This is a genomic window from Albimonas pacifica, from assembly GCF_900113695.1.
GTDB classification, from domain to species: Bacteria; Pseudomonadota; Alphaproteobacteria; order Rhodobacterales; family Rhodobacteraceae; genus Albimonas; species Albimonas pacifica.
In genome coordinates this window covers 579,657-604,377 of record NZ_FOQH01000003.1, presented here as the reverse complement: position 1 = coordinate 604,377, position 24,721 = coordinate 579,657, and the positions used below count along the sequence as shown (strand labels likewise).

The 24,721-nt window shown below is 68.8% G+C and carries 18 protein-coding genes and 1 tRNA gene; all 19 read right to left on the bottom strand.

Annotation, left to right across the window (positions count from 1 at the left end):
* A partial coding sequence (gene tuf / locus BM064_RS08340) for an elongation factor Tu (RefSeq protein ID WP_092859272.1) occupies positions 1–1,160 on the bottom strand: 1,160 nt, incomplete at its 3' end.
* 74 nt (positions 1,161–1,234) lie between these two features.
* The gene (gene fusA, locus BM064_RS08335) at positions 1,235–3,376 is read right to left on the bottom strand and encodes an elongation factor G (protein WP_092859271.1); all 2,142 of its coding nucleotides are present in this window, start codon (positions 3,374–3,376) and stop codon (positions 1,235–1,237) included.
* 78 nt (positions 3,377–3,454) lie between these two features.
* Positions 3,455–3,925, bottom strand: coding sequence for a 30S ribosomal protein S7 (gene rpsG / locus BM064_RS08330; protein ID WP_092859270.1), 471 nt, complete (start codon positions 3,923–3,925; stop codon positions 3,455–3,457).
* Between the two features lie 11 nt (positions 3,926–3,936).
* Positions 3,937–4,308, bottom strand: a complete 372-nt coding sequence (rpsL, locus tag BM064_RS08325; RefSeq protein ID WP_092859269.1) for a 30S ribosomal protein S12 — start codon at positions 4,306–4,308, stop codon at positions 3,937–3,939.
* A gap of 359 nt (positions 4,309–4,667) precedes the next feature.
* Entirely contained in the window at positions 4,668–5,045 is a 378-nt protein-coding gene (locus BM064_RS08320; RefSeq protein ID WP_092859268.1) for a hypothetical protein, read from the bottom strand.
* Positions 5,046–5,297: 252 nt separating this feature from the next.
* A complete protein-coding gene (gene rpoC, locus BM064_RS08315; RefSeq protein WP_092859267.1) occupies positions 5,298–9,566 on the bottom strand; it encodes a DNA-directed RNA polymerase subunit beta' in 4,269 nt (1,422 codons plus the stop codon).
* A gap of 89 nt (positions 9,567–9,655) precedes the next feature.
* Complete coding sequence (gene rpoB / locus BM064_RS08310) at positions 9,656–13,756, bottom strand: DNA-directed RNA polymerase subunit beta (protein ID WP_092859266.1); 4,101 nt, start codon at positions 13,754–13,756, stop codon at positions 9,656–9,658.
* A gap of 368 nt (positions 13,757–14,124) precedes the next feature.
* Positions 14,125–14,502: a 50S ribosomal protein L7/L12 gene (gene rplL, locus BM064_RS08305; RefSeq protein WP_092859265.1), complete on the bottom strand. Its 378-nt coding sequence runs from the start codon at positions 14,500–14,502 to the stop codon at positions 14,125–14,127.
* An 84-nt stretch (positions 14,503–14,586) separates the two neighbouring features.
* The gene (rplJ, locus tag BM064_RS08300) at positions 14,587–15,102 is read right to left on the bottom strand and encodes a 50S ribosomal protein L10 (RefSeq protein ID WP_092859264.1); all 516 of its coding nucleotides are present in this window, start codon (positions 15,100–15,102) and stop codon (positions 14,587–14,589) included.
* 310 nt (positions 15,103–15,412) lie between these two features.
* Positions 15,413–16,111 (bottom strand): 50S ribosomal protein L1, encoded by a 699-nt coding sequence (gene rplA, locus BM064_RS08295; RefSeq protein WP_092859263.1) that lies wholly within the window; start codon positions 16,109–16,111, stop codon positions 15,413–15,415.
* Positions 16,112–16,115: 4 nt separating this feature from the next.
* Positions 16,116–16,544 (bottom strand): 50S ribosomal protein L11, encoded by a 429-nt coding sequence (gene rplK / locus BM064_RS08290; protein ID WP_092859262.1) that lies wholly within the window; start codon positions 16,542–16,544, stop codon positions 16,116–16,118.
* Positions 16,545–16,645: 101 nt separating this feature from the next.
* The gene (nusG, locus tag BM064_RS08285) at positions 16,646–17,179 is read right to left on the bottom strand and encodes a transcription termination/antitermination protein NusG (protein WP_092859261.1); all 534 of its coding nucleotides are present in this window, start codon (positions 17,177–17,179) and stop codon (positions 16,646–16,648) included.
* A gap of 263 nt (positions 17,180–17,442) precedes the next feature.
* Positions 17,443–17,649 (bottom strand): preprotein translocase subunit SecE, encoded by a 207-nt coding sequence (gene secE / locus BM064_RS08280; protein ID WP_177236183.1) that lies wholly within the window; start codon positions 17,647–17,649, stop codon positions 17,443–17,445.
* A 91-nt stretch (positions 17,650–17,740) separates the two neighbouring features.
* Positions 17,741–17,816 (bottom strand) — tRNA-Trp (locus BM064_RS08275).
* Positions 17,817–17,954: 138 nt separating this feature from the next.
* A complete protein-coding gene (locus tag BM064_RS08270; RefSeq protein WP_092859259.1) occupies positions 17,955–18,668 on the bottom strand; it encodes a hypothetical protein in 714 nt (237 codons plus the stop codon).
* 377 nt (positions 18,669–19,045) lie between these two features.
* Positions 19,046–19,975, bottom strand: a complete 930-nt coding sequence (argF, locus tag BM064_RS08265) for an ornithine carbamoyltransferase (protein WP_092859258.1) — start codon at positions 19,973–19,975, stop codon at positions 19,046–19,048.
* Positions 19,972–21,165 carry an aspartate aminotransferase family protein gene (locus tag BM064_RS08260; RefSeq protein WP_092859257.1) on the bottom strand — a complete coding sequence of 398 codons (1,194 nt, stop codon included), beginning with the start codon at positions 21,163–21,165 and terminating at the stop codon, positions 19,972–19,974. The genes argF and BM064_RS08260 overlap by 4 nt, the downstream gene beginning before the upstream one ends.
* A 601-nt stretch (positions 21,166–21,766) precedes the next feature.
* A complete protein-coding gene (locus BM064_RS08250) occupies positions 21,767–22,141 on the bottom strand; it encodes a hypothetical protein (protein WP_092859255.1) in 375 nt (124 codons plus the stop codon).
* Positions 22,142–22,649: 508 nt separating this feature from the next.
* Entirely contained in the window at positions 22,650–24,656 is a 2,007-nt protein-coding gene (thrS, locus tag BM064_RS08245; protein WP_092859254.1) for a threonine--tRNA ligase, read from the bottom strand.
* Positions 24,657–24,721 lie beyond the last annotated feature (65 nt).

Genomic DNA, 24,721 nt, shown 5'->3' with positions numbered 1-24,721 from the left:
GAGACGACGCCCGCGCCCACGGTGCGGCCGCCTTCACGGATGGCGAAGCGGAGCTTCTCTTCCATCGCGATCGGGGCGATCAGCTGCACGGTGAACTTCAGGTTGTCGCCCGGCATCACCATCTCGGTGCCCTCGGGCAGCGCCACGGTCCCGGTCACGTCGGTGGTCCGGAAGTAGAACTGCGGGCGGTAGTTGGTGAAGAACGGGGTGTGACGGCCGCCCTCTTCCTTGGTGAGGATGTAGGCCTCGGCCTCGAAGTCCGTGTGCGGGGTGACCGAACCGGGCTTGCACAGCACCTGGCCGCGCTCGACGTCGTCGCGACCCACGCCGCGCAGCAGCGCGCCGATGTTGTCGCCCGCCTCTCCGCGGTCCAGCAGCTTGCGGAACATCTCGACGCCGGTGACGGTGGTCTTCTTCGTCGGACGGATGCCGACGATCTCGATCTCCTCGCCCACGGTCACGATGCCGCGCTCGACGCGGCCGGTCACCACGGTGCCGCGGCCCGAGATCGAGAACACGTCCTCGATCGGCATCAGGAACGGCTGGTCGATGGGACGCTCGGGCGTGGGGATGAACTCGTCCACCGCCGCCATCAGCTCGCGGATCTTGGTCTCGCCGATGGCCTCGTCGCGGCCTTCCATCGCGGCCAGCGCCGAGCCCGCCACGATCGGAATGTCGTCGCCGGGGAAGTCGTAGGAGGTGAGGAGCTCACGGACTTCCATCTCGACGAGCTCCAGCAGCTCCTCGTCGTCGACCTGGTCGACCTTGTTGAGGAACACCACCAGCGCGGGCACGCCGACCTGGCGCGCGAGCAGGATGTGCTCGCGGGTCTGGGGCATGGGGCCGTCGGCGGCGTTGACCACCAGGATCGCGCCGTCCATCTGGGCGGCGCCGGTGATCATGTTCTTCACGTAGTCGGCGTGGCCGGGGCAGTCGACGTGGGCGTAGTGGCGCGCCTCGGTCTCGTACTCGACGTGGGCGGTCGAGATGGTGATGCCGCGGGCCTTCTCTTCGGGGGCGCCGTCGATCTGGTCGTAGGCGCGGAACTCGCCGAAGTACTTGGTGATCGCAGCCGTCAGCGTCGTCTTGCCATGGTCGACGTGACCGATGGTGCCGATGTTGACGTGCGGCTTGTTGCGCTCGAACTTGGCCTTGGCCATGGAACTTCTCCGTAATCGTCAGGCCAGCGCGGACGCCCCGTTGGGCGCCCGGCGGCGATTTAGCGTGTCGCGGATCAGGCGTACTTCGCCTGGATCTCCTGGCTGATGTTCGACGGCACCGGCTCGTAGTGGTCGAACTGCATGGTGAACTGCGCGCGGCCCGAGGACATGGAGCGCAGGTTGTTGATGTAGCCGAACATGTTGGCCAGCGGCACGAAGGCGTGGATCGCCACCGCGTTGCCGCGGCTGTCCTGCCCGGTCACCTGGCCCCGACGCGAGGTCAGGTCGCCGATGATGCCGCCGGTGTACTCTTCCGGCGTCACGACCTCGACCTTCATCACCGGCTCGAGCAGCTTCGCGCCGGCCTTGCGCAGGCCCTCGCGCATCGCGGCGCGGGCCGCGATCTCGAACGCCAGCACCGAGGAGTCGACGTCGTGGAAGGCGCCGTCGATCAGCTCGACCTTGAAGTCGATCACGGGGAACCCGGCCAGCGGACCGGAGTCCATCACCGACTTGATGCCCTTCTCGACGCCCGGCACGTACTCCTTGGGGATCGAGCCGCCGACGATCTTGGACTCGAACGAGTAGCCCTCGCCCGGCTCGGTCGGTTTGATCACCATCTTCACGCGCGCGAACTGGCCCGAACCGCCGGACTGCTTCTTGTGCGTGTAGTCGATCTCGGCGTCGTGCGAGATCGTCTCGCGGTAGGCCACCTGCGGGGCGCCGATGTTCGCCTCGACCTTGAACTCCCGCTTCAGGCGGTCGACCAGGATGTCGAGGTGAAGCTCGCCCATGCCCTTCATGATGGTCTGGCCGGACTCGATGTCCGTCGAGACCTGGAAGGAGGGATCCTCGGCCGCGAGACGCTGCAGACCCTGAGACATCTTCTCCTGGTCGGCCTTGGTCTTGGGCTCGATGGCCAGCTCGATCACCGGATCGGGGAAGGTCATCGTCTCCATGACCACCGGCTTGGAGGGGTCGCAGAGCGTGTCGCCGGTGGTGGTCTCCTTGAGACCGGCCAGCGCGATGATGTCGCCCGAACCCGCCCAGTCGATCTCCTCGCGGTTGTTCGAGTGCATCATCATCATGCGGCCGATGCGCTCTTTCCGACCCTTGGTCGAGTTGAGCACGGAGTCGCCCTTGGAGATGATGCCCGAGTAGACGCGGGTGAAGGTCAGCGAGCCCACGAACGGATCGTTCATGATCTTGAAGGCGAGGCCGCAGAACGGGGCGGAGTCGTCCGCCTTGCGCTCGATGTTGCGGGTCTCGGTCTCGTCGTCCGGCGCGAAGCCCATGTAGGGCGGCACGTCGAGCGGGCCCGGCAGGAAGTCGATCACGGCGTTCAGCATCGGCTGCACGCCCTTGTTCTTGAAGGCCGAGCCGCACAGGACGGGCACGAAGGCCATCTCGAGCGTACCCTTGCGGATCAGGCGACGCAGGGTCGGCTGATCGGGCTCCTCGCCCTCCAGGTACTTCTCCATGACCTCGTCGTCCATGTCGACGGCGAGCTCGATCATCTCGGCGCGCATTTCCTCGGCCTTGTCCTTCAGCTCGTCACGGATCTCCGTGACGACCCAGGACGCGCCGAGGTCCTCGCCCTTCCACACCCACTCCTTCATGGTGATCAGGTCGATGTGACCCTCGAGCTCGGTCTCCGAGCCGATCGGGCACTGGATCGGCAGCGGCTGGGCGCCGGTGCGGTCCTTGATCATGTGGACGCAGTTGAAGAAGTCGGCGCCGATCTTGTCCATCTTGTTGACGAACACGATCCGCGGGACCTTGTAGCGGTCGGCCTGGCGCCAGACGGTTTCGGTCTGGGGCTCGACGCCGGCGTTGGCGTCCAGCACGCACACCGCGCCGTCGAGCACGGCCAGCGAGCGCTCCACCTCGATGGTGAAGTCGACGTGGCCGGGCGTGTCGATGATGTTGAACCGGAAGCGGGCCTCGTCCGGCGTGTCGCCGTAGATGCCGGTCGGGTTCTTGCCGTCCTCGGTCCGGAACCAGAAGGTGGTCGTCGCGGCGGACGTGATGGTGATGCCGCGCTCCTGCTCCTGCTCCATCCAGTCCATCGTCGCGGCGCCGTCGTGGACTTCGCCGATCTTGTGGGACTTGCCGGTGTAGTAGAGGATGCGCTCGGTCGTCGTCGTCTTGCCGGCGTCGATGTGCGCCATGATCCCGAAGTTACGGTAGCGCTCGAGCGAATATTCGCGGGCCATCGGTCTCGTCCTTGGGTCCGAGGAGGTGCGTAGGTGGGCGAGCGCCCCCGACCGGTGTCGGAGGCGCTCAGCAGTCTGTTACCAGCGGTAGTGGCTGAACGCCTTGTTGGCGTCGGCCATCTTGTGGGTGTCTTCCCGCTTCTTCACCGCGGTGCCGCGGCCCTGGCAGGCGTCCATCAGCTCGGCGGCCAGGCGCTCTTCCATCGTGTTCTCATTGCGCTTGCGCGACGAGTCGATGAGCCAGCGGATCGCCAGCGCCTCGCGGCGCTCGGGGCGAACCTCGACGGGGACCTGGTAGGTCGCGCCGCCGACGCGGCGGGAGCGGACCTCGACCGAGGGCTTCACGTTGTCCAGCGCCTCGTGGAAGGCCTCGACCGGCTCGCGGCGGAGGCGGGTCTCAACCCGCTCCAGCGCGCCGTAGACGATGCCCTCCGCGACGGACTTCTTGCCGTCGTACATGAGGTTGTTCATGAACTTCGTGAGGATCTTGTCGCCATACTTGGCGTCGGGCAGGATCTCACGCTTCTCCGCGCGGTGACGTCGCGACATCTCTTATTTCCTCACTTAGGCCGCTTGGCGCCGTATTTGGAGCGGCGCTGCTTGCGGTCCTTCACGCCCTGCGTGTCGAGCACGCCGCGCAGGATGTGGTAGCGCACGCCGGGAAGGTCCTTCACACGACCGCCGCGGATCAGCACCACAGAGTGCTCCTGGAGGTTGTGCCCCTCGCCGGGGATGTAGGAGATCACCTCGAACCCGTTGGTCAGACGAACCTTGGCGACCTTGCGGAGCGCGGAGTTCGGCTTCTTCGGGGTGGTGGTGTAGACGCGCGTGCAGACGCCCCGCTTCTGCGGGCAGGCCTGCAGGTGCATCGCCTTCTGGCGTTTGACTTTCGGCTGCCGGGGGTTCCGGATCAGCTGCTGAATGGTCGGCATCAGGCCCAGACCCTTTCGCTGCTTCCCTCGTACGCGCCGCGGCCCCCATGGCTCGACGACGCAAAATCTCATTTCTCGCGTGCCGCGGGAGACCCGCGAAAGCGCGAAACGCCGCGACGCCCCGTGTCCGGGCCGCCTGCGGCTTCGTGCAGAGGATCGGGGTCCCCGAAAGGGCCCGGATCATGACCGCCAGTGGTCGGCTTCCCTCCGGATCGCGGCGACTCGCCGTGCCGGAAGTGCGCGGAACCTACGCAGGGTCCCCGACGGTGTCAACAGGGGCCGGCGATCCCCTTTCCGGGGCGGCGCCGGCGCGGTCCGCAGGCCGGGACCCCTGCCCTGCGGAACGCCGCCCGACCCGCTCAGTCCTCGTCGGACTCGTCGGATGTTCCATACAGTTCGCGCACCGCCTCCGCCAGCGCCTCGTCGACCTGGCCCAGGGCCTCGGAGAGCCGGTGCACGAGCTCGGGCCGCCCGCGGCCGAAGTGGGCCACCCGGGCCAGCGCGTGGAGCGCCGCGACAGCCGCCGCGGCCTCCCTCTCGACCACGCCGCCCGCGTCCGGGGCTGCGGCGGCGCCGCCGCCGGTCAGGGGGCCGCCCACGGCGGACGGGTCGGCCTTGTGCTGCGGTCCGGGCGTGGCCGGCCCGGCTCGCATGGCCTGCATCGCTTCGGCCCGCTCCTCGGAGCGTGGGGCGAAGCCGTCGCCGCCGCGGGCGGCGTCGTCAGAGGTGTTGGTCATGTGGCGCTCGCGCTCTCGAGAGGTCACGAAGGGGGTGATCGCCGCGAAATAACGTTTTCCGAGAGACCGACCTTGATCCATCTCAAGTCGAAACGGGTATTTGATCGCATATCAAAACGATTTTCCATGCGATAAGTGAACCGTATTTCTTGAACGCGACCGAAACGCCGCCGCGCACGAAAAAGCCCGCCCCGGAACGCCGGGGCGGGCTTTCATCTATACGGCGGCCTCAGCGGAGGCGCCGGGCGAGACTCACGCCAGATCGTCCGAATCGTCCGGTCCGGCGTCGATGATGTCCATCGAGGCGCCGCCGGCGCCCGTCTCGACCGCCATCTCGGCGCCCATCTCGACCGCGGCGGCGGCGGCTTCCGCCTCCTTGGCCGCGATGATCTTGGCGTCGCGATCGGCGGCGACCTTCTTCACCCGCGCGGTGGCCCCGCCGGTGCCGGCCGGGATCAGGCGGCCGACGATGACGTTCTCCTTCAGGCCGACCAGCTTGTCGCGCTTGCCCTGCACCGCGGCCTCGGTCAGCACCCGGGTCGTCTCCTGGAAGGAGGCGGCCGAGATGAAGGACCGGGTCGAGAGCGAGGCCTTGGTGATGCCCAGCAGGACCGGCTCGCCGGTGGCCGGCTTGCGGCCCGCGGCCTCGGCCTTGGCGTTGACCTCGTCGAACTCGACGCGGTCCACCTGCTCGCCCGCGAGGAACGTCGTCTCGCCGCCGTCGAGGATCTCGATCTTCTGCAGCATCTGGCGAACGATCACCTCGATGTGCTTGTCGTTGATCTTCACGCCCTGCAGTCGGTAGACGTCCTGCACCTCGTTGACCAGGTAGTCGGCCAGCGCCTCGATGCCCATGATCCGAAGGATGTCATGGGGCGCGGGGTGACCGTCCAGCAGGTACTCGCCCTTCTGGATGAAGTCGCCTTCCTGGACGCCGATGTGCTTGCCCTTGGGCACGAGGTACTCGACGGGGTCGAGGCTCTCGTCCGCCGGCTCGATGGTGATCCGCCGCTTGTTCTTGTAGTCGCGGCCGAACTTAACCGTGCCGTCGATCTCGGCGATGATCGCGTGATCCTTCGGACGCCGGGCCTCGAACAGCTCCGCCACCCGCGGCAGACCGCCGGTGATGTCCTTGGTCTTCGCGCCCTCGCGCGGGATGCGCGCCAGCACGTCGCCCACCCGGATGTCCTGGCCGTCCTCGATCGAGAGGATCGCGTCCACCGACATCGGGTAGTGCGCCGGGTTGCCGTTCTCCAGCCGCACCGGCTCGCCGGTGTCGGGGTTCAGCACCAGGATCTCGGGCTTCAGCTCGTTCCCCTTGGGGGCCGAGCGCCAGTCGATCACGATGCGCTGGGAGATGCCGGTCGCATCGTCCGTCACCTCGCGCACCGAGATGCCGAGGTTGAGGTCGACGAACCGCGCGCGGCCCGCCTTCTCGGCGATGATCGGCAGGGTGTAGGGATCCCACTCGGCCAGCTTCTGGCCGCGCGCGATCTGATCCCCTTCCGCCACCAGCAGACGGGCGCCGTAGGGCAGCTTGAAGGTCGCCCGCTCGATCGGCGCCGCGCCGCGCTTGTCCATGACCGCGAGGGTCATGTTGCGGCCCAGCACGACGATGTTGCCGTCCTGGTCGGTGATCAGGTTGCGGTTGCGGAACTCCAGCTCGCCCTCGTGGGACGACTCCATGAAGGAGTTGTCGGCCACGTTCGCCGCGCCGCCGATGTGGAAGGTCCGCATCGTCAGCTGGGTGCCGGGCTCGCCGATCGACTGGGCGGCGATGATGCCCACCGCCTCGCCTTCGTTCACCTGCGTGCCGCGGGCCAGGTCGCGGCCGTAGCACTGCACGCAGACGCCGTCCTGCAGCTCGCAGGTCAGGGGCGAGCGGATGTGCACCGTCTGCACGCCGGCCGCCTCGATGGCGTCGGCATGGTGCTCCTCGATCATCGTGCCCGCGGGGTGCACGACCTCGCCCGAGATCGGCTCGATCACGTCCTCCACCGGCACGCGGCCCAGGATGCGCTCGGCGAGGCTGGCGATGGTCTCGCCGCCGTCGACGACCGCCGAGGCCTGGATGCCCTTGTCGGTGCCGCAGTCGAACTCGCGCACGATGCAGTCCTGCGCCACGTCGACGAGACGACGGGTCAGGTAGCCCGAGTTCGCGGTCTTCAGCGCGGTGTCGGCCAGGCCCTTGCGGGCGCCGTGGGTCGAGTTGAAGTACTCGAGCACGGTCAGGCCTTCCTTGAAGTTCGAGGTGATCGGCGTCTCGATGATCTCGCCCGAGGGCTTGGCCATCAGGCCGCGCATGGCCGCCAGCTGACGCATCTGGGTCGGCGAGCCGCGGGCGCCCGAGTGGGACATCATGTAGATCGAGTTGGGCTCGAGCTCCATGCCGGCGTCGTCCTTACGAACCGCCTGGATCTCGGCCATCATCTCGGCCGCCACGCGGTCGGTGCACTTGGCCCAGGTGTCGACCACCTTGTTGTACTTCTCGCCCTGGGTGATCAGGCCGTCGAGGTACTGCTGCTCGAACTCCTTCACCAGCTCGCGCGTCTCGTTGACGATCGGCCACTTGGTGTCGGGGATCACCATGTCGTCCTTGCCGAACGAGATGCCGGCCTTGAACGCCTCGGTGAAGCCCAGGCCCATGATCCGGTCGCAGAAGATCACCGACTCCTTCTGACCGCAGTGGCGGTAGACGGTGTCGATGACCTCGCCGACCTCCTTCTTGCGCAGAAGGCGGTTCACGAGATCGAACGGGGTCTTGGCGTTCATCGGCAGGAGCTGGCCCAGCCGCAGGCGGCCCGGGGTCGTCTCGAACCGCTTCACCTCGGGCTCGCCCGTCTCCGGGTTGATCTGGCGCACGCGGGCCTGGATCTTGGTGTGCATCTGCACGATCCCGGCGGCGAGCGCATGCTCCACCTCGTCGATCGAGCCGAAGACCATGCCCTCGCCGGGCAGGCCGTCGCGCGCGATCGAGATGTAGTAGAGGCCGAGGATCATGTCCTGCGAGGGGACGATGATCGGCTTGCCGTTGGCGGGCGACAGAACGTTGTTCGTCGACATCATCAGCACGCGCGCCTCAAGCTGGGCTTCCAGCGAGAGGGGAACGTGCACGGCCATCTGGTCGCCGTCGAAGTCCGCGTTGAAGGCCGAGCAGACCAGCGGGTGAAGCTGGATCGCCTTGCCCTCGATCAACACCGGCTCGAAGGCCTGGATGCCGAGACGGTGCAGGGTCGGGGCGCGGTTCAGCAGAACCGGGTGCTCGCGGATCACCTCGTCGAGGATGTCCCAGACCTCGGGACGCTCCTTCTCGACCAGCTTCTTGGCCTGCTTGACGGTCGAGCTGAGGCCCTTGGCGTCGAGGCGCGCGTAGATGAAGGGCTTGAACAGCTCCAGCGCCATCTTCTTGGGAAGACCGCACTGGTGGAGCTTAAGCTCAGGCCCGGTCACGATCACCGACCGGCCGGAGAAGTCGACGCGCTTGCCGAGCAGGTTCTGACGGAACCGGCCCTGCTTGCCCTTGAGCATGTCGGCGAGCGACTTCAGCGGGCGCTTGTTGGCGCCGGTGATCACGCGGCCGCGGCGGCCGTTGTCGAACAGCGCGTCGACGGCCTCCTGCAGCATCCGCTTCTCGTTGCGGATGATGATGTCCGGCGCGCGCAGCTCGATCAGCCGCTTCAGACGGTTGTTGCGGTTGATGACCCGGCGGTAGAGGTCGTTGAGGTCCGAGGTCGCGAAGCGGCCGCCGTCCAGCGGCACCAGCGGGCGCAGCTCGGGCGGGATCACCGGGACGACCGTCATGATCATCCACTCGGGGCGGTTGCCGGACTCGATGAAGTTCTCGACCAGCTTCAGCCGCTTGATGATCTTCTTGGGCTTCAGCTCGCCGGTGGCCTCGGCGAGGTCCACGCGCAGCTGCTCGGCCTCGCGCTCGAGGTCGATCTCGGCCAGCATCTCGCGGATGGCCTCGGCGCCGATGCCGGCGCGGAAGGCGTCCTCGCCGTACTGGTCCTGCGCGTCGAGGTAATCCTCCTCCGACATCAGCTGGCCGTGCTTCAGGTCCGTCAGGCCCGGCTCGATGACGACGTAGTTCTCGAAGTAGAGGATCCGCTCGAGGTCGCGCAGCGTCATGTCCAGCATCAGGCCGATGCGGGACGGCAGCGACTTGAGGAACCAGATGTGGGCGACGGGCGAGGCGAGCTCGATGTGGCCCATCCGCTCGCGGCGCACCTTCTGGAGCGTCACTTCCACGCCGCACTTCTCGCAGGTGATCCCGCGATACTTCATGCGCTTGTACTTGCCGCACAGGCACTCGTAGTCCTTGATCGGACCGAAGATGCGCGCGCAGAACAGACCGTCCCGCTCCGGCTTGAACGTGCGGTAGTTGATGGTCTCAGGCTTCTTGATCTCGCCGAAGGACCAGCTGAGGATCCGCTCGGGCGAGGCCAGGGTGATCTTGATCTCGTCGAAGGTGCGGGGGGCCTGCACCGGCGCGAAGACGTTGGAGACTTCCTGGTTCATAAGTCAGCTCCCATAGAGCTTGAATTCAAGTAGCGGCCCGGTCGGCGCGGCAGGGGTCGCCCCCGCCGCGCCGGTCATCCGGATCGCGCTTACTCGGAGCCTTCGCTGTCGAGCAGCTCCATGTTCAGGCCAAGCGAGCGGATCTCCTTGACCAGAACGTTGAAGCTCTCGGGCACGCCGGCCTCGAAGTCGTCCTCGCCCTTGACGATCGACTCGTAGACCTTGGTGCGCCCGGCCACGTCGTCCGACTTGACCGTCAGCATCTCCTGCAGCGTGTAGGCCGCGCCGTAGGCCTCCAGCGCCCAGACCTCCATCTCGCCGAACCGCTGGCCGCCGAACTGGGCCTTGCCGCCCAGGGGCTGCTGCGTGACGAGGCTGTACGGGCCCGTGGAGCGCGCGTGGATCTTGTCGTCCACCAGGTGGTGCAGCTTCAGCAGGTACTTCACGCCCACGGTCACCGGACGCGCGAACGCCTCGCCGGTGCGGCCGTCGTAGAGGGTCGACTGACCCGAGACGTGGAAGCCCGCCCGCTCCAGCGCGTCGTTGACGTCCGGCTCCTTGGCGCCGTCGAAGACCGGGGTGCCGATGGGAACGCCGCGACGGACGTTCTCGGCGGCCTCCAGGATCTCGTCCTGCGTCATGTGCGACGTCTCGGCGTCGTAGACCTCGTCCGAGTAGGCGTGACGCATCCGCGCCTCGACCTCGGCGAACTCGCCCGAGCGCTTGTAGTTGTCCAGCGCCTCGCCGATCTGGGCGCCGAGGCCGCGCGCGGCCCAGCCCATATGCGTCTCGAGGATCTGGCCCACGTTCATGCGCGAGGGCACGCCCAGCGGGTTGAGCACGAAGTCGACCGGCGTGCCGTCCTCGAGGAAGGGCATGTCCTCCTCAGGCACGACGCGGGAGATGACGCCCTTGTTGCCGTGACGGCCGGCCATCTTGTCGCCCGGCTGCAGCTTGCGCTTCACCGCGACGAACACCTTGACCATCTTCATCACGCCCGGCGGCAGGTCGTCGCCCCGGCGCACCTTCTCGACCTTGTCGTCGAAGCGGCGCTCGAGGTTCTTCTTCTGCGCGTCGAACTGCTTGTTGAGGGCTTCCATCTCGGAGGCGTAGGCCTCCTCGGCGAGCGCCAGCTGCCACCACTGGCCACGCGACAGCGTGCCCAGCAGCTCCTCGGTGATCTCCGAGCCGGCCTTGACGCCCTTGGGGCCCTTCACCGCGGTCTTGCCGAGGATCAGGTCCTTGAGGCGCGCGTAGATGTTGCGCTCCAGGATCGCCGTCTCGTCCTCGCGGTCGCGGGCCAGACGCTCGATCTCTTCACGCTCGATCTGCAGGGCGCGCTCGTCCTTCTCGACGCCGTGCCGGTTGAACACGCGCACCTCGACGACGGTGCCGTGGTCGCCCGGCGGCAGGCGCAGCGAGGTGTCGCGCACGTCCGAGGCCTTCTCGCCGAAGATGGCGCGGAGGAGCTTCTCCTCCGGCGTCATCGGGCTTTCGCCCTTCGGCGTGATCTTGCCGACGAGAATGTCCGCCGGCCCGACCTCGGCCCCGATGTAGACGATGCCCGCCTCGTCGAGGTTGCGCAGGGCCTCCTCGCCGACGTTGGGGATGTCGCGCGTGATCTCTTCCGGCCCGAGCTTGGTGTCCCGCGCCATCACCTCGAATTCCTCGATGTGGATCGAGGTGAACACGTCGTCCTTCACGATGCGCTCGGAGATGAGGATCGAGTCCTCGTAGTTGTAGCCGTTCCACGGCATGAACGCGACGAGCACGTTCTTGCCGAGCGCCAGCTCGCCCAGGTCCGTCGAGGGGCCGTCGGCCACCACGTCGCCGGCCGCAACCCGGTCGCCCACCTTCACCAGCGGACGCTGGTTGATGCAGGTGTTCTGGTTGGAGCGCTGGAACTTGCGCAGACGGTAGATGTCCACGCCCGGATCGCCCGGGTCCATGTCGTCGGTCACGCGCACGACGATGCGGACCGCATCGACCTGGTCGATGATGCCGCCGCGCCGCGCGGTGATCGCCGCGCCGGAGTCGCGCGCCACGATCTCCTCGATGCCGGTGCCGACGTAAGGCGCCTCGGCCTTGACCAGCGGCACCGCCTGGCGCTGCATGTTCGAGCCCATCAGCGCGCGGTTCGCGTCGTCGTTCTCGAGGAACGGGATCAGCGAGGCCGCGACCGAGACCAGCTGCTTGGGCGAGACGTCGATCAGGTCGATGTTCTCGCGCTGCGACAGCATGAACTCGCCGCCCTTGCGGGTGGAGACCAGGTCGTTCACGAACTTGCCGTCCTCGGTCAGGTTCGCGTTCGCCTGGGCGACGGTGTAGCGCATCTCTTCGGTGGCGGAGAGGTAGACGACCTCGTCGGTCACCTGCTCGTCCACCACCTTGCGGTAGGGCGTCTCGATGAAGCCGTAGCGGTTCACGCGGGCGAAGGAGGCCAGCGAGTTGATCAGGCCGATGTTCGGCCCTTCCGGCGTCTCGATCGGGCACATGCGGCCGTAGTGCGTCGGGTGCACGTCGCGCACCTCGAAGCCGGCGCGCTCACGGGTCAGACCGCCCGGCCCGAGGGCCGAGAGACGCCGCTTGTGGGTCACTTCCGACAGCGGGTTGGTCTGGTCCATGAACTGCGACAGCTGCGAGGAGCCGAAGAACTCCCGCACCGCGGCGGCCGCGGGCTTGGCGTTGATCAGGTCCTGCGGCATCACCGTGTCGATGTCGACCGAGGACATGCGCTCCTTGATCGCGCGCTCCATGCGGAGCAGGCCGACGCGGTACTGGTTCTCCATCAGCTCGCCGACGGAACGCACACGACGGTTGCCGAGGTGGTCGATGTCGTCCACCTCGCCACGGCCGTCGCGCAGCTCCACCAGGGCCTTGATCACCGCGATGATGTCCGTGTTGCGCAGGGTGCGCATGTTCGGATCGGCGTCGAGGTCGAGGCGCATGTTCATCTTCACGCGGCCGACCGCGGAGAGGTCGTAGCGCTCGCTATCGAAGAACAGGCCGTTGAACATGGTCTCCGCCGCGTCGACGGTCGGCGGCTCGCCGGGCCGCATCACGCGGTAGATGTCGAGCAGCGCCTGCTCGCGGTTCATGTTCTTGTCGGCGGCCATGGTGTTGCGCATCCACGGGCCGATGGACAGGTCGATGTCGAGCGTCGGGATCTCGTCGAAGCCCGCGTCGAGCAGCGCCTGGACGTTGTCCTCGGTCAGCTCCTCGCCCGCCTCGACGTAGATCGCGCCGGTCTTCTCGTTGATCATGTCCCCGGCGGCGTAGCGGCCGTAGAGCGTCTCGAACGGCGCCAGCGTCTCGGCGACGTCGCCGCGCTCGAGCAGCTGGTTGATGCGGCGCGGGGTGATCTTCTTGTTGGCCTCGAACAGCACCTCGCCCGAGGCGGCGTCGACGATGTCGAAATCCGGCTTGGTCGCCTTCAGACGCTCGCCGCGGAACGGCACCGCCCAGCCGTCCTTCACGCGACGGTAGGGAACCGTCCCGTAGAACTCCGCCATGATCTGGTCCTGGGACAGGCCCAGCGCATAGAGCAGCGTCGTCACCGGCAGCTTCCGGCGACGGTCGATGCGCGCGAAGACGATGTCCTTGGCGTCGAACTCGAAGTCCAGCCACGACCCGCGGTAGGGGATCACGCGCGACGCGAACAGCAGCTTGCCCGAGGAGTGGGTCTTGCCCTTGTCATGGTCGAAGAACACGCCCGGGGAGCGGTGCATCTGGGAAACGATGACGCGCTCGGTGCCGTTGACCACGAAGGTGCCGTGCTTCGTCATCAGGGGCATGTCGCCCATGTAGACGTCCTGCTCCTTGATGTCCTTGACGGACTTCGCCTCGGTGTCCGGGTCCACCTCGAACACGATCAGGCGCAGGGTGACCTTCAGCGGCGCGGCATAGGTCATGTCGCGCTGCTGGCACTCTTCGACGTCGTACTTCGGCGCCTCGAGCTCGTATTTCACGAACTCCAGCACCGCGGTCTCATTGAAATCCTTGACGGGGAACACGGACTGGAAGACGCCCTGCAGGCCCTCCCCGTCCATGGGGACGGCGCCGTCGCCCGAATCCAGGAACAGGTCGTAGGAAGATTTCTGAACCTCGATCAGGTTCGGCATCTTCGCGACTTCACGGATCTTGCCGTAGCTCCTGCGGATGCGTTTGCGAACGGAATGCGTCTGAGTCATGCTCAACCTCGGCCTTCGGCGTCGTCGGTCCGGCGGGGCGGTCCGGCCGCGACGCGTCCGCAATGGGCGCGGTTCCATATTCGTGCAGACGTCCCACGGCCTGCGTCCCGGAACCCGCGCGCCCTCCGGGGCGCCCGTGGAAGGGTCCCTGCCCTTCCCGCGGGCGCCCCGGAGGACGCTCGGTCGGTCGTCGATCCCTCTCGTCTTTTCGCGGGCGAGCCCCATCATATGGGGTGCGAAACGGCGTTCGGGACCCCCGTCCCCGGAACCGGGGCCCTGCCCCGACATTCGGAAACGGACGAGCCGGCCCCGCGCGCCGCGGGGCCAGCCCTTGTTTCAGTAAGGCGCAGCCGCGGCTGCGCGCAAGCTCACTTCAGCTCGACCTTGGCGCCGGCTTCCTCGAGCTTCTTCTTGATCTCCTCGGCCTCGGCCTTCGGAGCCTGCTCCTTCACGGCCTTGCCGCCGGCCTCGACCAGCTCCTTGGCCTCCTTGAGGCCCAGGCCGGTGATGGCGCGGACTTCCTTGATCACGTTGATCTTCTTCTCGCCGGCGTCGACGAGGATCACGTCGAACTCGGTCTTCTCTTCCTCGGCCGCGGCGGCCTCGCCCACCGGGCCGGCCATCATGACGGCGCCGCCGGCGGCCGGCTCGATGCCGTACTCGTCCTTGAGGATGTTCTTGAGCTCGTTGGCCTCGAGCAGGGTCAGGTTCACGAGCTGCTCGGCGAGAGACTTCAGGTCAGCCATTTCTCAGTTCCGTTTCCGTAAGTTTTGCGTTCAGGCGATCGTCGCGAACCACCGCGTCCGATCTCTCGATGGCGAAGGCCTCGATCACGCGTCCTCTTTTTCCGCGATGGTCTTGAGGATGCCCGCGATGTTGCTCGCGGGGGCCGTGATCGCACCGGCGATGTTCGATCCGGGCGCCATGAGCGCGCCGACGATGGAGGCGATGACCTCCTCGCGCGACGGCATCTTGGCGAGGGCTTTGACGCCCTCCGCATCGAACACTTCCGCGCCCATGGCTCCGCCAATGATAACGAGCTTCTCGTTCTTCTTGGCGTAAGCTTCGATCACCTTGGCCGGGGCCACGGGATCTTCTGCATAGGCGAGGACGGTCTGGCCGACGAGGTGCTTCGCGAGCCCCTCGCATGCCTTGCCTTCCAGGGCGATCTTGGCGAGCGTGTTCTTGGCGACACGGACCTGTCCGCCCGCATTCTTCATCTGAATGCGGAGGTCCGACATCTGCGCCACCGTGAGACCGGCGTAGTGACACACCACGACCGACCCGGACTCGGCGAAGGCCTTGTCGAGTTCAGCGACGACGGCCTCTTTCTGCGCTCTGTCCACAGGTGCACTCCAAGTTTGGGAGGCTTGCGCCTCCCGGCTCCATTGCCGCCGTTCCCGGGCGACTGCCCTTTCACGACGACGTTCAGGTCCCGTCCGGGTCCCGAGCCATGACCGCCGAGGCGGAACTGGAACTCGATCCCCGTCTATGGCGGGAGATTAAGAAGACCCCCCATCGGGAGGACCCTCACCCGCCGTCTCGGACGAGATGGGCGTCCGGTCTCCCGGGCGCCCGGCTGCCGCCTTCAGGGCGCAAGACCCTGGGGCGAACATCGGGTCGCGACGCGCGGCCAGGGCCCCGCGCCGCGGAAACTCACTCGGCGGAGGCCGAAGCCACGTCCACCGACACGCCCGGCCCCATGGTCGAGGAGAGCGAGATCTTCTTGAGGTAGGTGCCCTTGGCGCCGGTCGGCTTGGAGCGCGACACGGCGGCCACGAAGGCCCGCACGTTCTGCACCAGCGCGGCCTCGTCGAAGGAGACCTTGCCGACGCCGCCGTGGATGATCCCGGCCTTCTCGACGCGGAACTGCACCTCGCCGCCCTTGGCGTTCTTCACCGCCTGGGCCACGTCCATGGTCACGGTGCCGACCTTGGGGTTCGGCATCAGGCCGCGGGGGCCCAGCACCTTGCCCAGACGGCCGACGAGCGGCATCATGTCCGGGGTCGCGATGCAGCGGTCGAAGTCGATCGTGCCGCCCTGGATCGTCTCCAGCAGGTCCTCGGCGCCGACGATGTCCGCGCCGGCGGCCTGCGCCTCGTCGGCCTTCGGGCCGCGGGCGAAGACGGCGACGCGCACGGTCTTGCCGGTGCCGTTGGGCAGGGTCACCACGCCGCGGACCATCTGGTCCGCGTGACGGGGGTCGACGCCCAGGTTCATCGCGATCTCGACGGACTCGTCGAACTTCGCCTTGGCGTTGGCCTTGATCAGGGCCACGGCGGCCTCGACGTCGAGGTTCTCTTTGCCCTCGACGGCGGCCCGGTTCGCTTTCGCGCGCTTGCTCAGCTTTGCCATCGGATCAGCCCTTCACCTCGATGCCCATCGACCGGGCGGAGCCGAGGATGATCTGCATCGCCGCCTCGACGTCGTTGGCGTTCAGATCCTTCATCTTCGCTTCCGCGATCTCGCGCACCTGCTTGGCGGTGACCGAGCCGACGGTGTCGCGGCCGGGCTTGTTGGCGCCCGACTTCAGGCCCGCGGCCTTCTTCAGGAAGAAGGACGCCGGGGGCGTCTTGATCTCGAAGGTGAAGCTCTTGTCCTGGTAGTAGGTGATGACGGTCGGGCACGGGGCGCCGACTTCCATCCCCTGCGTCGCTGCATTGAATTCCTTGCAGAACGCCATGATGTTGATGCCGCGCTGACCCAGCGCGGGGCCGATCGGCGGCGACGGGTTCGCCTTGCCTGCCGGCACCTGCAGCTTCAGGCTGCCGATGATCTTCTTGGCCATGTGGCCTCTCCTTCATCCCGCCCCCGGAACGCGATCCGGGCGCTTGCGGTTAGCGGTGCGGTCCGGACGACGCGTCGCCCTCGCCTCCCGCGCCTAGCCGCTCAGGCCTCTTTCTGGACCTGGGCGTATTCCAGCTCGACCGGGGTGGACCGGCCGAAGATCGACACCGCCACCTTCAGGCGGGCGTTGGCCTCGTCGACCTCCTCCACCATGCCGGTGAAGCTCTCGAACGGGCCGTCGGTGACCTTGACCTGCTCGCCGATCTCGAAGGTGATGGCGGGGCGCGGACGCTCCACCCCTTCGGCGACCTGGCTGATCAGCCGCTCGACCTCGGAGTCGCGAAGCGGCGTCGGACGCCCCATCGGACCCAGGAAGCCGGTCACCCGGTTGGTGCCCATGACGAGGTGATAGGCCTCGTCGGACATCTGCATCTTCACCAGAACGTAGCCGGGCATGAAGCGCCGCTCGGTCTGGACCTTCTTGCCGCGACGCAGCTCGACGACCTCTTCGGTCGGAACCAGCACGTCCTCGATCTCGTCCTCGAGTCCGTTCTGTCGCGCGCCCTCCTTGATCGCCTCGGCGACCTTCTTCTCGAAGTTGGAGAGCACGTGGACCGTGTACCAGCGCTTCGCCATGCCGCCTGCCGAACCTCGCCCTTCGCGCCCTTCATGGGCGCCGTCTTCTCTCAAAGCATCAGGCGCGCGGCCTCGGGGGACGTTCCCCGAATCGCTGCGCGCCCTACTTCCTGATGGGAGCGCCTCCCCTACAGACGAAGCCGCCCGATGGCAAGCCCTGCGTCAGCCGGGGCGCGGGCGCCGCGCAGGCGTCCCGTCCCGAAACGGCGACGCCCGCCGGGGGCGGGCGGTCGCAGCGGCCCCGGGGGCCGGTCGCGCGCGGATCAGAGGTTGGTGGCGCCGATGTGCAGGATCTGGTCGATCCCGAAGCCGATCGCCATGTCGACCAGGAAGAAGAACACCGCCGCCACCGAGGCCATCACGAACACCATGATGGTGGTGACGATGGTCTCGCGCCGCGTGGGCCAGACCACCTTGGCGGCCTCGGAACGCACCTGCTGGATGAACTGCAGGGGATTCGGGCGGGCCATCGGGAGGTCTCCTCGTTCCGGTCGTCCGCGGCGTCGCGGGCCCGTCGGCAGGTCCATGTCCTGGCGCGCGACGCGCCTGCGGGACGTATGCTGGCAGGGGCGGAGGGACTCGAACCCCCGGCCCTCGGTTTTGGAGACCGATGCTCTACCAACTGAGCTACACCCCTCCAGCGGCGCGGGATGTAACCCCCGCCGGATGGGAGGTCAAGCGGCGGCGTGCGGGTTCCGCGCATGCGTCGCGGCCCGCGGTCGCGCCGGACGCAGCGGAAGGCGCGCCCGGCCCGCGGGCCGGACGCGCCGGGGGCTCAGGCCCGACCGCGGCGCCGGCGCAGCGCCAGGCCCGAGACCCCCAGCCCCCCGGCCAGGAGCGGCAGGGCCGCGGGAACCGGCACCGGCGAGGCCGAGGCCGCCGTCATCTTCGAATCGCCCAGCGTCTGGGTGCCGCCCGCCTCGTGCACGATCCGGTAGACCGTGGTCAGCGAGAACGGGCTCGCCCCCGCCGCCTCGTCCTCGCCGTCCCGGCTGTAGGCCGAGAAGTCCCCGCCGGACGCGAAGGCGAAGCTCTCGTCGATCTGCACGGCCTGGCCGAAGGGCGTGTTGGAGGGGTCGTAGTAGAACGCCGCCTCGACCCGGTCCTGCGCCGTGCCGCTGAGCGCGGTGTCGAAGACGGTCCGGCCCCCGTCCAGCGTCAGGTCGGTCTCGGTGACCCGAAGATAGAGGTCCGCGGCGGCCCCGCCGCTGTCGACCTCGAAGTCCAGGGTCAGGTTGGGGCAGTCGATGGCGTTCCGGCAGCTGGTGGCCATGGCCGAGAGCGTCCGCCACCCGGCGAGCGGGCTGGTGGAGGCGGAGGTGTATTCCAGCCGGCCGGCCGTTCGGTCGTCGTCCATGCCGCCGCCGTCGGCGACGGTGAAGGCGGTGGTTCCGTCGTCGAACTCGATGGACAGCGCCGAGGCAGGCGCCGCCGTCAGGGCGAGCGCGGCCGCGAGGGGCAGCAGCCGCCCCTGGGTCGTGATCTTCATGCTTGGCTTTCTTTGAGACGATACGCTCATTCGATCGGAGAGACGCATACGCCCGGCGCCTCCCCCTGCGAGGTCCGCGCCGCCCGCGTCGAGGCGCGGCGCCCGGAGCGGACCGTCGGGGACGGTGGCGCCGCCACGCCCCGGGTCCACCGCACGCGCGCCGAAACCGCCTCCGGCGGGGCGGTTTCCCGAGCGCCGGCGAACTCCCTTTCCGAATGAAACGATTGCGGCCGTCCGCATCGCAATGCGGCCGGGCCCGCCGCTTTTCGCGCGCCCGGTCCCCCGGCGGGCGAATCGTCCGCGCCCGCGGCCCGGAACACGAAAAGGGCGGCGCCTCGCGGCGCCGCCCTTTCGCTTTCCCTGCGGGGTCCGCGCCCTCAGGCGCCCAGGCACCAGCGCAGGATCGCCTTCTGGGCGTGCAGGCGGTTCTCGGCCTCGTCGAAGATCACCGAGTGCGGGCCGTCCATGACCTCGGAGGTCGCCTCCTCCTCCCGGTGCGCGGGCAGGCAGTGCATGAACAGCGCGTCGGGCTTGGCCTTCGCCATCAGCGCCCCGTTGACCTGGTAGGGGCGGAGCTGGTTGTGGCGGCGGTCGCGGGCCGAGGCGTCGTCGTGCATCGACAGCCACGTGTCCGTGACCACCAGGTCCGCGCCCTCGGCCGCCTTCAGCGCGTCGCGCTCGATGACGATCCGCGCGCCCTCGCCGCGGGCCCAGTCGACCACCTTCGGATCGGGGTCCAGCGTCTCGGGCCCGGTGAAGGTCAGGTCGAAGCCGAAGCGCCCGGCGGCGTGCAGGAACGAGGCGCAGACGTTGTTGCCGTCGCCCGACCACACCACCTTGCGCCCGGCGATCGAGCCGCGATGCTCCTCATAGGTCATCACGTCGGCCATGATCTGGCAGGGGTGCGAGCGGTTGGTCAGCCCGTTGATCACGGGGACCGTCGCATGCTCGGCCAGTTCGAGGAGCGTGCGCTCCTCGAAGGTGCGGATCATGATCGCGTCGACGTAGCGGCTGAGCACGCGGGCGGTGTCGGCCACCGTCTCCCCCTGCCCGAGCTGCATCTCCGAGCCGGTCAGCATCATCGTCTCGCCGCCCATCTGGCGGATGCCGACGTCGAAGCTGACGCGGGTCCGCGTCGAGGGCTTCTCGAACACCAGCGCCACCATCCTGCCGGCCAGCGCCAGGTCGTCGTCCGGCGTGCCCTTGGGGCGGCCGGAGCGGGCGTCCTTCACCGCGCGCGCATCCTCGAGGATCGCGCGCAGCGTCTTGGCGGGGACCTTGTCGAGGTCGAGGAAGTGCCGGGTCATCCAGTCGCCTCCTTCAGCTTGCCCTCCACCGCGGTCGCCGCGGCGTCGAGGCGCGCGACGGCCTCGGCCATCTCCTCGTCGGTGATGTTCAGCGGCGGCAGCAGGCGCACGACGTTGTCGGCCGCCGGCACCACCAGCAGATGCGCGCCATAGCCCGCAGCCACCACGTCCGTGTTCGGCGCCTTGCACTTCAGGCCCAGCATCAGCCCCTCGCCCCGCACGCCCTCGTAGACGTCGGGATGGGCGGCGATCAGGCCCTCGAGCTTCTGGCGGAAGGCGCCGGCCTTGCGCGAGACCTCTTCGAGGAAGCCGTCCTCGAGCACCGCCTCCATCACCGCCACGCCCACGGCGCAGCCCAGCGGGTTGCCGCCGTAGGTGGAGCCGTGGGTGCCCACCACCATGCCGTCGGCCGCGGCCTCGGTCGCCAGGCACGCGCCCAGCGGGAAGCCGCCGCCGATGCCCTTGGCGATGGTCATCACGTCCGGGGCCACCCCCGCCCACTCATGGGCGAAGAGCTTGCCGGTCCGCGCCACGCCGCACTGGATCTCGTCGAAGACCAGCAGCAGGTCATGCTCGTCGCAGAGCTTGCGCAGCAGTTTCAGGAAGGCCGCGTCGACCATCCGGATGCCGCCCTCGCCCTGGATCGGCTCGATCAGGATCGCCGCCGTCTCGGGGCCGATGGCGGCGCGCAGCGCGGCCTCGTCGCCCACGGGGACCTTGTCGAACCCTTCGAGGATCGGGCCGAAGCCCTTGGTCATCTTCTCCCCGCCCGAGGCCGCGATGCCCGCGGCCGAGCGGCCGTGGAAGGCGCCCTCGAAGGTGACGATCCGCACCTTCTCCGGCTTCCCGTTATGCGAGAAATGCTTGCGCACCATCTTCACCGCGCACTCGATCGCCTCGGTGCCCGAGTTGGTGAAGAACACGGTGTCGGCGAAGGTGTTCTCGGTCAGGAGCTGCGCGAGCTTCTCCTGGTTGGGAATGCGGTAGAGGTTCGAGGTGTGCCAAAGACGTCGCGCCTGCGACTCCAGCGCAGCGACGAGACGCGGGTTGGCATGGCCCAGAACGTTGACCGCGATCCCGGCGCCGAGATCCAGATAACGTTCCCCCTTGTCGTCGATCAGCCAGGGGCCGGACCCTTCCACGAAGGAAAGGGGGGCCCGCGCATAGGTCGGCAGGACCGGCGTGATCACCTCGAGAGCTCCTCAGGTTCGATGCGGCCGCGAAATGGAAATCGCCCCGCATGGGCGGCCGGGCCGGGCGGGGCGAAGCGGCTTCCTGCGGCGTGAACGGAGAAAAGTCAATGAAAAGGGCGGCGGAGGGCGCAGCCGCCCCCGCCCTTGCCGACCGTGGGAAACGCCGGGAGCCGGCGCGCCCCCCCCGCCGCCCCCGGGCCTGCGCCCGTCTGCCCCGCCCGCCTGCCTCAAGCGCCGCCTCACGCCAGCGTGGCGAAGGCCGCGAGCGCGGCGACCCCCGCCGAGGCGAGCCCCAGCGCCAGGCCAAGGGCGAACCTGGCCGCCCGCCACGCCATCCGCCCCGCCGCGGCGCCTGCGCCGGCGGCGGCCGCGACCCCGGCTGCGGGCGCCGCGACGGCCCCGGGCGCGCCCCTCGGCGCGGGCTCGCGCGGGGGCCGCGCCTCGTCCGTCGCGACGTCCGCGCCGCGCGGGACGGCGCCGCGGGGCTGTGCGGAGAGGGGGTCGGCGTGAAGCGGGGGATCGGTGCGGGACATGCGTCGCTCCGGTTCGGTTGCGGGAAGGGGATGCGGATCGTCGGCCCGGGCCGGGGCCCGGCGGCTCAGGCCAGCGCCACCGAGGCCACCACGGCCACGGCCGCCGCCGCGACGGCGGCGAACAGCCAGCGCGCCCCCGGCGTGCGGCCGGTCTCCGGCGGCGCGGCGCCCTCGTCGTCGAGCTCCGCGACCGTGCGGGGCGCGAGCCCGGCCTCCTCGGCGTCGCGGGCCAGGGGATCGAGCGGCGCCCGCGGCCCGAGCCCGAGGTCGCGGCGCATCTCGCCCGGATCGGGCGACCGGTCGGGCGCGGCCCCGCCGCCGAGATCGGCGGCGCGCTCGGCCTCCTGCGCGCGGCGCAAGGCGGCGGTCTCCTGCGGGCCGGGCTCCGGCTCGGGGGCGGCGCCCGGCACGGGTTCGCGGACGGCGGTCTGGTCGGTCATCGGACCTCTCCTTTCGGCGCGGCGCCGCCGGCGTCGGGATCCGTCCGCGCCCGCGGACGGTCCCCCCGCGGCGCTCCGTTCCAGATCGGTCCGCCTGGCCCCCCGCGCAACGGCCGGTCACGGAAACCCTCGCCGCCCCGCGGGAGCGCCTGTTCTCCGGAGCCGTCCATCGCGGGCGCCGATCAGAGCGACTCGCCCCCGGCCGTCAAGGATCGCGCAGCGACCCCGCGAAGCGGGGCTCGTCCTTGACGGCCGGGGGCGAGTCGCTCAGGCAGCCCGAGCGATGGACGGCTCCGGAGGACAGGCGCGGGGCTTGTTCTCTGGTGAGTCAGGAGCCCGCCGGAGGCTTCCCCGCCCCCCATCCCTCGCCCCCTCCCCACCTGGCGCCCCCCCGCCAAGCCCGCCCGCAGGGCGCCCAGGCGCCCGAGAGCCCCCCGCCGCAGAACGCAGAAGGCCCCGGAGCGGTCGTCCCGGGGCCTTCCAATGGATCCAACCGCCCCCTGGAGGCTCAGCGCAGGTCCGGCGGCGTCGCCTCCTCGGCGATCATCGCCGCGGCCTCCTCGAGGTCCATGACCGACTGCCCCTTCTCGCCCAGGCGGCGGATCGAGACGGTGCGCTCCTCGACCTCCTTGCGCCCGACCGCGAGGATCAGGGGCACGTGGGCGAGGCTGTGCTCGCGGACCTTGTAGTTGATCTTCTCGTTGCGCACGTCCGCCTCGGCGCGCAGGCCCACGGCGCGCAGCGCGGCCGCGGCCTCGAGCGCATAGTCGTCCGCGTCCGAGGTGATGGTCGCGATCACCACCTGCTTCGGGGCCAGCCACAGCGGGAAGCGGCCGGCGTGGTTCTCGATCAGGATGCCGAGGAACCGCTCGAAGCTGCCCAGGATGGCGCGGTGCATCATCACCGGGCGCACCTTCTCGCCGGCGTCGTTCACGTATTCCGCGTCCAGCCGCTGGGGCAGGTTGAAGTCGGCCTGGAAGGTGCCGCACTGCCATTCCCGCCCGATCGCGTCGGTCAGCTTGAAGTCCAGCTTGGGCCCGTAGAAGGCGCCCTCGCCCGGGTCCACCTCGTAGGGCAGGCCCAGCGCCTGGATCGCCTTCTCCAGCGCGGCTTCGGCCTTGTCCCAGACCTCGTCCGAGCCGACTCGCGTCTCCGGCCGGGTCGAGAGCTTGATCTCGAACGCGTCGAAGCCGAGGTCGCGGTAGACCGAGCTCAGCAGCTGGATGAAATCCGCGCACTCGCTCTCGATCTGGTCCTCGGTGCAGAAGATGTGGGCGTCGTCCTGGGTGAAGCCGCGCACCCGCATCAGCCCGTGCATCGAGCCCGAGCTCTCGTAGCGGTGGCACGAGCCGAACTCGGCGAGCCTGAGCGGCAGGTCGCGATAGCTCTTCTGGCCCTGGTTGTAGACCTGGACGTGGCAGGGGCAGTTCATCGGCTTGAGCGCATTCACGCGCTTCTCGTTGGCGTGGGAGCCGGCCTCCGAGCTCTCGTCGATCTCGGTGATGAACATGTTCTCGTGGTAGTTCTCCCAGTGGCCCGAGGCCTCCCAGAGCTTCCGGTCCACGACCTGCGGCGTCTTGATCTCCTTGTAGTTCGCCTTCGTCAGCCGACGGCGCATGTAGTCTTCCAGCGCGCGGTAGACCGTCCACCCGTCGGGGTGCCAGAACACCATGCCCGGCGCCTCGTCCTGGAGGTGGAACAGGTCCATCTCCCGGCCGATCTTGCGGTGGTCGCGGCGCTTGGCCTCCTCCAGCTGGTGGAGATAGGCCTCGAGGTCCTGGCGCGAGCGGAAGGCCACGCCGTAGATGCGCTGGAGCATCTTGTTGCGGTGGTCGCCGCGCCAGTAGGCGCCGGCCACCGACATCAGCTTGAACGCATCCGGCGGCACCTGGCCGGTGTGAACCAGGTGCGGGCCGCGGCAGAGGTCCTGCCAGTCGCCATGCCAGTACATGCGGATCGGCTGACCCTCGGGGATCATGCCGACCAGCTCGACCTTGTAGGGCTCGCCGCCCGCCTCGTAATGGGCGATGGCGCGCTCGCGCTCCCAGACCTCGGTGCGGACCGGGTCGCGTTTGGCGATGATCTCGCGCATCTTCTTTTCGATGGCCTCGAGATCCTCCGTCGAGAACGCCTCCTCGCGGTCGAAGTCGTAGTACCAGCCGTTCTCGATCACCGGGCCGATGGTGACCTTCACGTCCGGCCACAGCTCCTGCACGGCGCGCGCCATGATATGCGCGCAGTCGTGGCGCACCAGCTCCAGCGCCTCGGCCTCGTCCTTCATCGTCACCAGCGCCACCTGCGCGCCGTCTTCCAGCGGCGCGGAGAGGTCCGTGAGCTTGCCGTCCACCTTCGCCGCGATGGCGGCCTTGACGAGCGACCTGGAGATGTCGGCGGCGAGATCGGCGGAGCTGGACCCCGCCGGCATAGTCCGCGTGGCGCCGTCCGGCAGGGTCACGGTGACCTGCCGGGCCTCGACCGAGGGGGACTCGGGACGGGCGGCGTGCGCGTCGGACATGGGGTCTCTCCAAAGGGCATCGGCGTCGCGGGACCGTCCCGCGCCGCGTGGCGCGCACCATATGG